Below are 13,383 nucleotides of genomic sequence, written 5' to 3'. Positions count from 1 at the left end.
GATCGCAAGGGCGCCCGGATGGCGACCCGGCGAGCCATCGCCGAGCACCGCGGCTGAGCGACGGTCTCCTCTCAGCGATGCCCCCTGGGAGTCGGCGACGAGCGCGACTACGCCCAGCCCAGCGCCCGCAGTCCGGCGGCGACGGCCGCCGCGCCGATCACGACCACCAGGAAGGGGGCTCGCAGGCACAGCAGCACCACGGCCGCTCCCAGGCCCGCCAGACGAGCATCCAGCACGATCTCACTGCCGCTGGTCGCGGTCTGGGTCGCGACCAGCGCTCCCAGCAGGGCGATCGGCAGCAGGGTGGTGATGCGGGAGACGCGCGGGCGTTCGAGGACGTCCGGCGGAGCCTGGTAGCCGATCCATTTCTGTGCGAAGGACAGCACCGACGCGGCGATCACCGCGATCCACAGCAGGCTCAACGGCGCTCCTCGTCCTGGATCCCTTGATGCACGGGGCGGCGCCGCGAGGGCAGCATCCCGGCGACCACCGCCACCAGCGCCGCCGCCAGCACCGGCAGCCCCGCAGGCAGCGCCGGCGTGGTCACCAGCGCCACGAAGGCTGCGGCGACCGCGACGGCGACCGCCTCCCCGCTGCGCAGCCGCGGCCACAGCAGCGCGATGAAGGCACCGGCTGCGGCCGCGTCCAGCCCCCATGCCCCGGGATCGGCGACATACTGGCCGGCCAGGGCTCCCGCCAGGGAGAAGAGGTTCCAGAAGACGTACACCCAGATCCCGGCCGACCAGAACCCGACCCGTTTCTCCTCGGTGGTGGTGCCGCCGGCCGCCAGAGCGGCGGATTCGTCGATCGTGAGGTGCGCGCGGGCGAGCCCCGCAAACCCGCCCCGCGGCAGCGAGGGGGCGAGGATCAGCCCGTACAGGGTGTTGCGGATCCCCAGCAGCAGTGAGGCCAGTGCCGCGCCGAGTGCCGAGCCTCCGCCGCCGACGACACCGATGAAGGCGAACTGGCTGCCCCCGGTGAACATCACGGCCGAGAGCACCATCGCCTGCCACACGTCCAGGCCGGAGGCGGTCGCGAGAGCCCCGAAGGAGATGCCGTACAGCCCGGTCGCGACACCGATCGACAGGCCGGTGCGACGGATGCCTCGAAGGCGGTCACGCGAGGACTCCGAGGGTGATCCCACGGGCGCGTCCACGCGGGCGCGGCGTCCCCGCCGCGGGGGCGGTGCAGCAGTGGTCATGATGCTCAGCACTCTACGATCACCAGGGAGGACACCGCTTCTCCGTCCGCGCGGTGGTGTGAGAATCTAGAGCCATGACCGCACCCTCGGACCCCGCCTCCCTTCGCGATCCCGAGCACACCCTGCCGCTGCGCGGCGGCGTGCTGCTGCTGGACATGGACGGCACCCTCATCGACTCCGGCCCCGCCGTGGAGCGCTCCTGGGACCGGCTGTTCGCGGAGCTCGGCACGGACCTCCGGTTCGGGCCCGAGCAGCACGGCAAGCCGGCGCGACAGGTGCTCGGCGAGGTGCTGCCCGATCTCGGGGAGGACGAGCTGGCCGCGGCGCACCGCCGGATCGAACAGCTCGAGATCGAGGACGTCGACGGGATCATGGTGCTGCCGGGCACGGAGCGGCTGCTCGGCGAGCTCGATGCCGCCGCCGCACAGCTCGGCCGACCGACCTGGACGATCGTGACCTCCTGCACCCGGCCCCTGTTCGAGGCCCGCTGGGCCCGCACGGGACTGCCCGTCCCCGACGGTCTCGTCACCGCGGACCAGGTCGGCAAGGGCAAGCCCGACCCTGAGCCCTACCTGCTGGGCGCGCAGCGGCTCGAGGCGGATCCGACCACGAGCATCGTGATCGAGGACTCGATCGGTGGGCTGCGCTCCGGCGCGGCAGCCGGCTCGCTCACGATCGCGGTGACCAGCACCACGCCGGCCGGCGATCTCGCACCCTTGGCAGATGCCCTGGTCACGTCGCTGGATGATCTCGAAGTGCGGGTCGACGGCGACGAGCTGCTGCTCATGCGCCGCGGTCACTGACGTCACGTCGCGCCTGTCTCGGCGCAGCCCACCCCGTTGATAAGCTCGGGCGGCCGACCCCGATCCGTCCGGAGGCCCCCCTCGCCAGGGTGTCGAGGACGCTCAGCGCTCCAGCCCCGTGACCCGGAGCGGCAGTCGTTCCCCTCGAAAGGACTCCTCGCATGTGCGGAATCGCCGGTACCTACGGATTCGGTGCTGACACCGAGGGCATCGCCCGTCGGATGAGCGGCGCGCTGGCCCATCGCGGACCCGATGGCGAAGGTCTCTTCGTCGACGACCGCACGGGCCTCGCCCACCGCCGCCTGGCCATCATCGATCGTGAGCACGGCGCGCAGCCCATGACCACGGCCGACGGCCGCTACACGATCATCTACAACGGCGAGACCTACAACTATCTCGACCTGCGCGCGGAGCTCGAGGGGCTCGGGCACACCTTCCGCACCGACTCCGACACCGAGGTGCTGCTCGAGGCGCATGCGGAGTGGGGGACCGCCGCCTACGATCGCTTCAACGGCATGTTCGCCTTCGCGATCCATGACGCGGAGACCGGCACCGTGACCGTCGCCCGCGACCACTTCGGCATCAAGCCGCTCTACTACTGGATCGACCCCGCAGCCGGGGAGGGGGAGAGCCCGCGGGTCGTCTTCGGCTCCGAGATCCGCTCCCTGCTCGCCGCGCGCGTCTTCGAGGCCGCACCGGATGACCGCGCGGTCTACCGCTACCTGAAGTTCCGCGTCCAGGACGACGACTCCCGCACCTTCTTCGCAGGCGTGCACCGGCTGATGTCCGGTGAGGTGCTCGAGATCCGCGCCGATGGCACCGAGATCTCCTCCTTCACCCGCCTCAAGGAGGAGCTGCGCGAGATCGCCGCCCGGCCCAGCCGCCCGTACGACGAGTCCGTCGTCGACGAGTACCGTGAGCGCTTCCAGGAGGCGGTGCGGCTGCGTCTGCAGTCCGAGGTCCCGGTGGGCACCTCGCTCTCCGGCGGCCTGGACTCCTCGGCCGTGGCGGCCGTCATCGCCCGCCACCTGCGCGAGCAGCCCCAGGACGAGAGCTTCAGCGCCGTCGGCTCCCGGCAGAACACCTTCTCCGCGGTGTTCCCCAGATCCTCGAACGACGAGGAGCGCTACGTGGACGCGCTGCTGGAGGAGAACCGCGGGCAGATCACCGCCCACAAGATCATGCCCCAGCCCGAGGCATTCCTCGAGGACCTGCACGACTTCGTGCGCACCCAGGAGGAGCCGATCATCTCCACCGGCCCCTACGCGCAGTACGCGGTGATGCGCGAGGCCAGCCAGCACGTCACCGTGCTGCTGGACGGGCAGGGCGCCGACGAGATGATGGCCGGGTACAACCCGTACTTCTACGTCTACCTGCGTCAGCTGCGCCGCCAGAAGCGGTTCACGGAGCTCGCCAGCGAGGTCGTCGGCTCCCGCGACATCCTGCGCAAGCTCGCACGCACCAGGTTCTCCGGCCGCACCTCGGTGCCGATGGAGGCGCTGCTGAACTCCGGCTTCGTCGCCGAGCACAGCGGAGAGAGGGTCACCTCGATCCAGGACGACCTCAAGGAGCGGCTGCTCGAGGACACCTTCAAGGCCTCGCTGCCCTCCCTGCTGCGCTACGAGGACAAGAACACGATGCGCTTCAGCATCGAGGGTCGAGTGCCCTTCGTCGACAAGGAGCTGCTGAAGTTCCTGTTCTCGCTCGACGAGTCCGCCATCATCCACGACGGCTGGAACAAGCGGATCCTGCGCGAGTCCATGGACGGGATCCTCCCCGACATGATCTCCAAGCGCCGCAACAAGATCGGCTTCACCACCCCGGAGGGGGAGTGGTTCCGCTCGATCGCGCCGCAGCTGAGGGACATCTTCGCCTCGGAGTCCTTCGCCTCGCGTCCGTTCTTCGACGCTCCGAGCGTGCTGGCGCTGTTCGACGACTACATCGCCCACCCCGAGAACCACGGCACCCTCATGTTCTGGCGACTGCTGAACGTCGAGCTGTGGATGCGCACCTTCTTCGACGACGCCGACGGCGCCACCCGGGCGCTCGGCGGCTCCGCCGAGATCGCCGCCCAGCCGGCCCCGGACGCCGCCCCTGCCGCGGCGCCCGTCGCAGCGACCAGCCCGGGAGAGGACGAGCTCGAGCAGCCCAAGAGCGACTACGTCGCCAACCCCGACAAGCAGCTCGACCTGGTCTCCGAGACCGATGGGCACACCTGGCGGCGGCTCCCGCTGCAGACCTCCCTGGTGGCCCGAGGCGACGACATCGAGGCTCTGGTGCGCGAGCGCGTCGAGCGCTTCGCGGCGGGACTGCCCGCCGGAACCGTGCCGGAGGGGAGGCCCTGGTACTTCGTGATCAGCGAGAAGATCGTCGCGATCGCACAGGGACGCTCCTGGTTCACCTGGGAGGTCAGGCCCCGGCGCTCGGCGAAGGTGCTCAGCCGCTTCGTCAGCCGTACCCCGGCCGGAATCGGCCTGGGCGATCCCACCACGATGGAGCTCGCGATCCGCGAGGTCGGACTGCCTCGGGTGCTGGCGGCCTCCGCCGTCGGCGCCGCCGGCAAGGTGGTCCGTCGCAAGGGGCTGTTCTACGAGGTCGTCGGCGCGAACGTGCGGGCGATCGACGGACCGACCCCGTACTCGGCCTTCCCGTCCAACGTCTCCGCCAAGCTCCCGCCGAAGGATCCGGATGCGGTCTCCGCCCGGATCTCCGCGGCGATCCGAGGGGCGGACATCCCCGCCTCGCTGCGTGACAGCTTCGTGGGCACCGTGGTGATGGACGCCAACGACATCGGCCGCAACGTCCTGGGCTCCGACGTCGCCACCCCGCACGAGAATCTCGAGGCGACCTTCGCGGACAACCCCCTCGGCCAGGGCCGTCAGCGGACCCCGCTGGCGATCCTGGTGGATCTCGGCGACGCGTCGCGGCGGTGAGAGCACCACGAGCTGGTCTAGGCTCCGAACAGCACCGCATCATCGGGAGGACACCATGACCAGCACCGACCTGCGTCCCGCGCGGCCGTTCGGCGCGGTGGGGACCGCGATGGTCACCCCGCTGACCGAGGACGGCCACGGCGTGGACCTGGAAGCCGCCCAGCGGCTCGCCCGGCACGTCGTCGAGCACGGCCACGACATGATCGTGGTCTCCGGCACCACCGGAGAGGCCCCGACCCTCACCGACGTGGAGAAGCTCGACCTGGCCCGCGCGGTGCGCGAGGCGGTCGGGTCCGAGATCACGGTGCTCGCCGGGGTGGGCACGTACGACACCGCCCACTCGATCGACCTCGCCCGCGAGCACGCCAAGCTCGGGCTGGACGGACTGCTGGTGGTCACCCCGTACTACTCCAAGCCCAGCCAGGCCGGGGTCATCGCGCACACCACGGCCATCGCGGACTCCACGGACCTGCCGGTGATGCTGTACGACATCCCCGGACGCTCCGGGATCCCGCTGGCCTACGAGACGATCATGCGGCTCGGCGAGAACCCGCGGATCCTCGCGGTCAAGGACGCCAAGGCGGACCTGCAGCAGGCCTCGCGGATCATGGCGCAGTCGGACCTGACCTACTACTCGGGTGAGGACGCGCTGAACCTTCCCTGGCTCACGCTCGGCGCGTCCGGGATCGTCTCGGTGGTCAGCCAGGTCGCCGGCGATCTCGAGCAGGAGATGATCGAGGCGGTGGACCGCTCCGATCTGCTCACCGCGAGGACCGCGCATCGACGTCTGGTGCCGGTGGTCGAGGCGATCATGGGCCAGCTGCCCGGTGCGGTGGCGGCCAAGACGGCGCTACACCTGCAGGGCGTGCTGCCCCATGCCGTGATGCGGGGCCCCCATGTCCCGGCCGATCAGGACCAGGTGCGCGCCCTCGCCGCCGCTCTGGAGGCCGCGGGTCTGCTCTGAGCCCCCGGATCGGGAGGGGTTCCGGTCCCACCCGGCCGGCTCTCCCGTCGGTCAGCGCCCGGAGGTGCACCGATGTCCACCGCCTTCTCCTCCCCGCTCCCGGAGCCTCCGCCCCTGGCGGAGGGGACCCTGCGCATCGTCCCGCTCGGCGGACCCGAGATCCACGCCCGGGGCGTCGCGGAGGACGCCCAGGTGTTCGAACGGATCCGCCCGGAGATCATCACGGCTCTCGAGAAGGCCCTCGCGGAGCAGGGCGAGCGGCGGGACCCTCATCAGCTGCAGCAGGTCATGTGGCGCGTGGTGGGCCGCCATGTCGGCCGGCGCCTGCGACGCCGCCCGATGATCATCCCCCTCGCCATCGAGTCCTGACCTCCCGCGCCCTCCCCGCGCCGCGTGATCTGCGCCCTCCCGGGGGACGCCGGGCACCCAGCCTCCCGGCTGTGAGGGCCCCCGGACGGTAGGATCGGCCCCATGGCGACACGTACGTCTTCCCCCGCACGTGCGTCGAAAGGCTCTTCCCGGACCGCTGCTGCCGGCACCTCGCGCACCAGCGGCACCGGGGCGAACGACCCCTCGACGCTCCCTCTGCCGGTGCGCGCAGTGCGCTCCGGCTATCTCGCGATCGCGCGCATGGTCGGCGGCATGGTCCGGTCGATCGGCGTGCAGCGCTGGGAGGTCCCGCCCGAGCAGCGCAGGGACGGCTACGCGCTGTTCCTCCTGGTCATCGCCACCCTGGTCGCCGTCGTCGAGTGGTGGCAGTCCGCCGGGCCCGTGTTCGGCGCTGTGCACACCGTGGTCGCCGGCACCTTCGGCATCTCCTCGATGGTGATCCCGCTGCTGGCCGCCGGCTGGGCGCTGCGGATGTTCCGCCGCCCGGACCAGGTGCGCGCGAACTCCCGGATCGCCATCGGCATCGCGATCCTGCTCACCGCGATCTCGGCGATCGCCTCGGTCTCGGCCCGGCTGCCCGCCCCGGCGGACGGGATCGGCGCCCTGGCTCGCGGAGGCGGCGTGCTCGGTTACCTCGCCGCGGCACCGCTCGAGGCCCTGATCCCGCCCGTCGCGGTGATCATCGCCCACTCGGTGCTGATCGCCTTCGGCATCCTGGTGCTCACCGCCACTCCCGTCGAGTCCATCCCGGCGCGTCTGCGCGGCGTGTACGAGGTCATGATGGGCCGCAGCGAGGAGGAGGACGAGGAGCGCGTCGCCTTCGGGCTGCGCCCCCGGCGCGTCGACCCCGCGGTGCACGAGCAGACCACCGAGGCTCAGCCGGCGGGCCGGCCGCGCCGTCGCACCCGCAAGGAGAAGGCGGAGGCGGAGGCCGCCGAGCGCGACCACGACGGCTTCGGCTACGTGGGGGATGAGGCCTTCGAGCAGGGAGTGGACGAGGAAGCCGCCGTGGCCACCTCGAAGAAGAAGGGCCGTCGCACCGGACCGCGCCGGGGTGCCCCTGTCGACTCGACCGAAGTCTTCGACGTGGTCGAGGACGAGAACCACCGCGCGAAGACCTTCCCGGGCAAGGGTGCGGCCGCGGCGCCGCAGCCCACCGCACCGATGCCCACCGAGGCCGGGGGTGGTGCTGCGACCCGCCCCACAGCCACCAAGGCGGCCCCGAAGCCCGCGGCGGAGGAGAAGCCCGAGCTGGTCCCGCCGCCGATGGGCGACCTGCCGCGTGCCGGCGAACAGCTGGAGCTGGCCGGAGACATCGTCTACACCCTGCCGGAGTCCACCTACCTGCTCGAGGGACCGCCCCACAAGACCCGTTCCGAGGTCAACGACCATGTCGTCGCCGCGCTCACCGAGGTCTTCGAGCAGTTCAAGGTCGACGCCGAGGTGGTCGGCTTCTCCCGCGGGCCGACGGTCACCCGCTACGAGGTCGAGCTCGCTCCGGGCACCAAGGTCGAGAAGGTCACGGCCCTGGACAAGAACATCTCCTATGCCGTGGCCAGCGCCGACGTGCGCATCCTCTCGCCGATCCCGGGCAAGAAGGCCATCGGCATCGAGATCCCCAACACCGACCGCGAGACCGTCGCGCTCGGCGACGTGCTGCGCAGCTCGGTCGCCCGACGCAACGAGCACCCGCTGGTGATGGGCGTGGGCAAGGACGTCGAGGGCGGCTACGTGGTCGCCAACCTCGCCAAGATGCCGCACATGCTGGTCGCGGGCGCCACCGGCTCGGGCAAGTCGAGCTTCATCAACGGCATGATCACCTCGATACTGATGCGCTCCACCCCCGACGAGGTGCGGATGGTGCTGGTCGACCCCAAGCGGGTCGAGCTCACGATCTATGAGGGCATCCCGCACCTGATCACGCCGATCATCACCAACCCCAAGAAGGCCGCCGAGGCCCTCGAGTGGGTCGTCAAGGAGATGGACGCCCGCTACGACGATCTCGCCGCGTTCGGGTTCAAGCATGTGGACGACTTCAACAAGGCCGTGCGCGCCGGCGAGGTCAAGGTCCCGGCGGGCAGCGAGCGCCGCCTCGCGCCGTACCCGTACCTGCTGGTCGTGGTCGACGAGCTCGCGGACCTGATGATGGTCGCCCCGCGCGACGTCGAGGCGTCGATCCAGCGGATCACCCAGCTGGCCCGTGCCGCGGGGATCCACCTGATCCTCGCCACCCAGCGCCCCTCGGTCGATGTCGTCACCGGCATCATCAAGGCCAATGTGCCCAGCCGTCTGGCCTTCGCGACCTCCTCGCTGCAGGACTCGCGCGTCATCCTCGACTCCGTCGGCGCGGAGAAGCTGATCGGGCAGGGCGACGCCCTGTTCCACCCGATGGGCAAGGCCAAGCCGATGCGCGTCCAGGGCGCCTGGGTCAACGAGTCGGAGATCCACAAGGTCGTCGACCACGTCAAGACCCAGATGAAGCCGAACTATCGTGAGGACGTCCAGGTCGTCGCGGCCAAGAAGCAGATCGACGATGACATCGGCGACGATCTCGACGTGCTGCTGCAGGCCGCGGAGCTCGTGGTCACCACGCAGTTCGGCTCGACCTCGATGCTGCAGCGCAAGCTGCGGGTGGGCTTCGCGAAGGCCGGCCGTCTGATGGACCTGCTCGAGTCGCGGGAGATCGTGGGCCCCTCCGAAGGGTCCAAGGCCCGCGATGTGATGGTCCATCCCGACGAGCTCGGCACCGCCATCGCCCGCATCCGCGGCGAGGAGGCCCCCACGGCGGGGGAGGGCGAGGAGCCCTACGGCGCGGATCAGGCGGTCGACCTCGGAGCGGGCACGCCCGCGCCGAGCGCGGACGAGGACGGCTCCTCGGACCGCTACGGGAGCGATCCCCTGGCCGACGACGGCACCGAACCCGCCATCGATTACTACGACGACGGCGACGAGCAGGAGGGCGAGGACGCCTGGAGCCTCACCGGGCGGTGAGCGCCCTCCCCACCTCCCGTCCTCGTCGCGCACCGACCGCTCGTCCACTCCCACCCCGATCCGTCCCGCAGCCCAGGAGCCCCCGATGACCGCACCTCGCCCCGCAGAGGTCCCGCTCTGGAACATCGCCAACATCCTCACCATGGTGCGGTGCGCGATGGTGCCGCTGCTGGTGGTGCTCGCCGTCCTGTACCCGGACACGGTGCCGGGACGCCTGCTCGTGGCCGGTGTGTTCGTGCTCGCGATGATCACGGACTTCGCCGACGGTCACCTGGCCCGCAGCCGGAACCTGATCACCGACTTCGGCAAGCTCATGGACCCCATCGCGGACAAGGCGATGACCGGGGCGGCGCTGATCATGCTCTCGGTCTGGGACTACGTGCCGTGGTGGATGACGATCCTCATCCTGGTGCGCGAGATCGGCATCACCGTCATGCGCTTCACGATCCTCAAGCACGGCGCTCTCCCGGCGAACATGGCGGGCAAGGCCAAGACCATGGTCCAGACGATCGCGATCACGTTCTGCCTGATCCCCTTCGAGCTGTGGTGGTCGCCCGCGACGTGGATCGGGCTCGCCCTGATCCTGCTGGCCGTGGTGCTGACCGTCTGGTCCGGCCTGGTCAACATCAAGGACGGCATGCGACTGCGTCGCGAGGCCCTGGCGGGCGGCGCCGATGCCCGGTGACCTGCTCGCGGTGAGCGGCTCCTGATGACCGGCCCGACGGTCGGCGGGACCGCTCCCCGCTCAGGAACGGGCCTGGCGGGAGAGCCGGACCCGGTGGGGGAGTCGGACCCGGTGGGGGAGCCGGACCCGGTGGAGGAGTTGGACCCGGCCGTGCTCCTGCGACGGGTCGCGCAGCGCGGGTGGCGGCTGGCCACCGCGGAGTCCCTCACCGGCGGCGCCCTCGTCGCGCGCCTGGTGGATGTCCCCGGCGCGAGCGCCGTGATCGCCGGGGGCGCGACCTGCTACTCGCTGCAGTCCAAGACCCGCGTGCTGGGAGTCGACGCGGAGATGCTCGCCGCCACCGGCGCGGTCACCGCGACGGTCGCCGCGGCCATGGCCGACGGCGCCCTGCGGCTGTACGGCGCCGATCTCGCACTCTCCACCACGGGGGTGGCAGGTCCCGGGGCCGACGATCGCGGAATCCCCGAGGGCACGGTGCACCTCGGTCTCGCCCGGCGCGGTCTCCCGACCCTCACCCGTGAACTCCGTCTCAGCGGCGGGAGAGCCCTGATCCGCTCCCGGACCGTCGACGCCGCGCTCGCACTGCTGAGCTCCGTGCTCGACGACTGAGCGCCTCCCCAGCTCAGGCCAGCTCGGGCCCGTGCAGGCCACACTCTTCCTCCCCACCGTCCCGGTATGCACACCTCTCAGGCGGAGTCCGGGCGTGGGCCACTACACTCTGGGGAACACTTTCGTGGGGAGCGGCGTTGAGCTGTTCGTGATGACATCGACGTACCACCACCCCGCCATACATCAGTTCACTCCGAGCCAGAGGAAGGGAGGCAGGTCGATGATCCTGTTCCGCCAGGAGCTGGGCGACGTGCTGCGCGACGCGCGCCGCTCCCAGGGCCGCACTCTGCGGCAGGTGTCCTCCGACGCCCGCGTGTCGCTGGGCTACCTCAGCGAGATCGAGCGCGGCCAGAAGGAGGCCTCGAGCGAACTGCTGGTCTCCGTGACCGACGCCCTCGGCCTCCCGCTGTCCTTCGTGCTCCGCGAGGTGTCCGAACGGATCGCGGTCGCCGAGCAGGTCACGATCCCGGACACGGTCCCGGAGGGCCTCGCCGACGGCGCGGTGCCGCTGGTCGGCGCCCACTGAGGTGCGGCGCAGCGAGTTCGCGGAGCTGGCCGACCACGTGTTCGGCCCGACCCTCTCCCGCACCTACACGCACGACCTCGTGCTCGAGGAGATCGACGGCCTCACCGCCGCCCAGGCCCTCGAGCGCGGGGTCGCCGTGCGTGCGGTGTGGACGGCGCTCTGCGACGCGATGGATGTTCCCGAGACCTCTCGCTGGGAGATCCCGGCGGCCCAGCGCCGGCGCTGAGGCCCGGACGCCGGCGCGCGACACGCCGATGTCCCACGCCGCTCCCTGACCCACGTTCGAACGTCTGTTCGGTAATGTGGTGCTCGACGGTCCGGCCGGACCCATCCCTGCATCGACGTCTCCTCCCCAATGCCGCTGTCTCCACAGTGGGACGGGGACGGCGGCGAATGTCGGGGGCGGCGCCTAATGTGGCCGCAATGGTCACCGCGTCGGCACCCCCGGCCCCCAGGAAGGAACACGCTCATGGCTGCACCCAAGTCAGCACCGAAGTCCGCATCGAAGGATCGCGGCTCCTCGCTCGACAATGCCCTCGCCCAGATCGATCGCCAGTTCGGCAAGGGCTCGATCATGCGTCTCGGCGACGACACCCGCCCCCCGGTCGAGGTGATCCCGACCGGCTCGGTCGCGCTGGATGCCGCGCTCGGCATCGGTGGCCTGCCCCGAGGCCGCATCGTCGAGATCTACGGCCCGGAGTCTTCCGGCAAGACGACTCTCGCCCTGCACGCGGTCGCCAATGCCCAGCGCAACGGCGGCATCGCCGCCTTCATCGATGCAGAGCACGCGATGGATCCCGAGTACGCGAAGAAGCTCGGCGTCGACACCGATGCGCTGCTGGTCTCCCAGCCGGACACCGGAGAGCAGGCGCTTGAGATCACGGACATGCTGATCCGTTCCGGAGCACTGGACGTCGTCGTCATCGACTCGGTGGCGGCGCTGGTGCCCAAGGCCGAGATCGAGGGCGAGATGGGCGACTCCCACGTCGGCCTGCAGGCTCGCCTCATGTCCCAGGCGCTGCGCAAGCTCACCGGCGCGCTCTCCAGCTCCGGCACCACGGCGATCTTCATCAACCAGCTGCGCGAGAAGATCGGTGTGTTCTTCGGCAGCCCCGAGACCACCACCGGTGGCAAGGCGCTGAAGTTCTACGCCTCGGTGCGCATGGACATCCGCCGCATCGAGACCCTCAAGACCGGCACCGACGCCGTGGGCAACCGCACTCGCGTCAAGGTCGTCAAGAACAAGATGGCCCCGCCCTTCAAGCAGGCCGAGTTCGACATCCTCTACGGGGAAGGCATCTCCCGTGAGGGCGGCCTGATCGACCTCGGCGTCGAGCATGGTCTGGTCCGCAAGTCCGGTGCCTGGTTCACCTACGAGGGGGACCAGCTGGGCCAGGGCAAGGAGAACTCCCGCCAGTTCCTCAAGGACAACCCGGATCTGGCTGCGGAGATCGAGGAGAAGATCCTGCGCACCCTCGGGGTGGGCAAGTACGCGGCCGAGCAGGCCGCCCCCGAGGTCGAGGAGACCCTCGGCGAGGACGAGTTCCTCGACGAGGACGTCCCTGTCACCATCTGAGTGGTGCCTCCCTCCCGTGCCGCCGGCGCCGACGACCCGAGGGTCGCCGGCGCCGGCGGCGATCGCGCTGCCCCGGTGCCTGGAGATCGCCGTTCGGCGGGCGAGATCCGTGGACAGCTCGAGGACCGGACCCGACGGATCCTCGAGAGCCCCCGTTCCGCCCCTGATCCGGAGCACGCCGCACGGGAGAAGGCCGTGGTCCACGAGTGCCGATACCTGATGCGACTGCTGGCCACACGGCGACGGTCGGCGGGGGAGATGCGGCAACGGCTCACCGAGCGCGAGGTGCCCGGAGCGATCGCCCACGAGGTGATGGCTCGCATCGACCGCGCCGGGCTGATCGACGACCAGGCCTTCGCCCGGGACTGGGTCTCACAGCGCCGTGCCCTGCGGGCGCTGGGCGATGAGGCGCTGCGACGGGAGCTCTCGGCGAAGCATGTCGAGGACCGTTGGATCCGGGCCGCGCTCGAGTCCGGGGAGTCGGACGAGGAGCAGCGCTGCCGGGAGCTGGTCCGCTCCCGCATCGGCGCGGGGGACCGGGAGCGGCTCCGCCGCGAGCGGGACGGCAGCCACCGCCGACGCCTCTCCCGGCGACTCGACGCCCTGCTGACCCGCAAGGGATATCCGGGGTCCCTCGCAGTCCACGTGATCTCCGGCGAACTGCGCTCCGCCGCGGAGGCCCCGGAGAGCTGAGCGCCGTACCCT

The 13,383-nt window shown here is 70.8% G+C and carries 13 protein-coding genes; 11 read left to right on the top strand and 2 right to left on the bottom strand.

All coding sequences use genetic code 11. The features are described 5' to 3' along the window. Nucleotides 1-107: 107 nt before the first annotated feature. Nucleotides 108-422 (bottom strand): AzlD domain-containing protein, encoded by a 315-nt coding sequence (locus VF289_RS04050; RefSeq protein ID WP_330881345.1) that lies wholly within the window; start codon nucleotides 420-422, stop codon nucleotides 108-110. Further along, nucleotides 419-1,201, bottom strand: a complete 783-nt coding sequence (locus VF289_RS04045; RefSeq protein ID WP_330881343.1) for an AzlC family ABC transporter permease — start codon at nucleotides 1,199-1,201, stop codon at nucleotides 419-421. Before VF289_RS04045 ends, VF289_RS04050 begins: the two co-directional genes overlap by 4 nt. 74 nt (nucleotides 1,202-1,275) lie before the next feature. On the opposite strand from VF289_RS04045, the gene VF289_RS04040 reads away from it, so the two are divergent. From VF289_RS04040 to VF289_RS03990, 11 genes are all read left to right on the top strand, one after another. Continuing rightward, on the top strand, nucleotides 1,276-2,004 hold the full coding sequence (locus tag VF289_RS04040; RefSeq protein ID WP_330881341.1) for an HAD-IA family hydrolase: 729 nt from the start codon (nucleotides 1,276-1,278) through the stop codon (nucleotides 2,002-2,004). Nucleotides 2,005-2,165: 161 nt separating this feature from the next. Continuing rightward, the gene (gene asnB / locus VF289_RS04035; protein ID WP_330881339.1) at nucleotides 2,166-4,937 is read left to right on the top strand and encodes an asparagine synthase (glutamine-hydrolyzing); all 2,772 of its coding nucleotides are present in this window, start codon (nucleotides 2,166-2,168) and stop codon (nucleotides 4,935-4,937) included. A gap of 55 nt (nucleotides 4,938-4,992) precedes the next feature. Beyond that, complete coding sequence (gene dapA / locus VF289_RS04030; RefSeq protein WP_330881337.1) at nucleotides 4,993-5,901, top strand: 4-hydroxy-tetrahydrodipicolinate synthase; 909 nt, start codon at nucleotides 4,993-4,995, stop codon at nucleotides 5,899-5,901. A gap of 72 nt (nucleotides 5,902-5,973) precedes the next feature. After that, nucleotides 5,974-6,270 (top strand): hypothetical protein, encoded by a 297-nt coding sequence (locus VF289_RS04025; RefSeq protein WP_330881335.1) that lies wholly within the window; start codon nucleotides 5,974-5,976, stop codon nucleotides 6,268-6,270. Between the two features lie 102 nt (nucleotides 6,271-6,372). After that, entirely contained in the window at nucleotides 6,373-9,282 is a 2,910-nt protein-coding gene (locus VF289_RS04020; protein WP_330881333.1) for a DNA translocase FtsK, read from the top strand. Between the two features lie 85 nt (nucleotides 9,283-9,367). Then, nucleotides 9,368-9,967, top strand: coding sequence for a CDP-diacylglycerol--glycerol-3-phosphate 3-phosphatidyltransferase (pgsA, locus tag VF289_RS04015; RefSeq protein WP_330881331.1), 600 nt, complete (start codon nucleotides 9,368-9,370; stop codon nucleotides 9,965-9,967). Nucleotides 9,968-9,991: 24 nt separating this feature from the next. Continuing rightward, nucleotides 9,992-10,576, top strand: coding sequence for a nicotinamide-nucleotide amidohydrolase family protein (locus tag VF289_RS04010; protein ID WP_330881329.1), 585 nt, complete (start codon nucleotides 9,992-9,994; stop codon nucleotides 10,574-10,576). Between the two features lie 220 nt (nucleotides 10,577-10,796). Beyond that, the gene (locus tag VF289_RS04005; RefSeq protein ID WP_330881327.1) at nucleotides 10,797-11,102 is read left to right on the top strand and encodes a helix-turn-helix transcriptional regulator; all 306 of its coding nucleotides are present in this window, start codon (nucleotides 10,797-10,799) and stop codon (nucleotides 11,100-11,102) included. A gap of 1 nt (nucleotide 11,103) precedes the next feature. Beyond that, nucleotides 11,104-11,328, top strand: coding sequence for a DUF3046 domain-containing protein (locus tag VF289_RS04000; protein ID WP_330881325.1), 225 nt, complete (start codon nucleotides 11,104-11,106; stop codon nucleotides 11,326-11,328). Between the two features lie 243 nt (nucleotides 11,329-11,571). Continuing rightward, complete coding sequence (gene recA, locus VF289_RS03995; RefSeq protein ID WP_330881323.1) at nucleotides 11,572-12,678, top strand: recombinase RecA; 1,107 nt, start codon at nucleotides 11,572-11,574, stop codon at nucleotides 12,676-12,678. Between the two features lie 3 nt (nucleotides 12,679-12,681). Continuing rightward, entirely contained in the window at nucleotides 12,682-13,371 is a 690-nt protein-coding gene (locus tag VF289_RS03990) for a regulatory protein RecX (protein ID WP_330881321.1), read from the top strand. Nucleotides 13,372-13,383 lie beyond the last annotated feature (12 nt).

Source organism: Brachybacterium sp. (assembly GCF_036379615.1).
Classification (GTDB): domain Bacteria; phylum Actinomycetota; class Actinomycetes; order Actinomycetales; family Dermabacteraceae; genus Brachybacterium.
The sequence above is the reverse complement of the archived record's forward strand: the minus strand, read 5'-3'. Positions and strand labels throughout refer to the sequence as shown.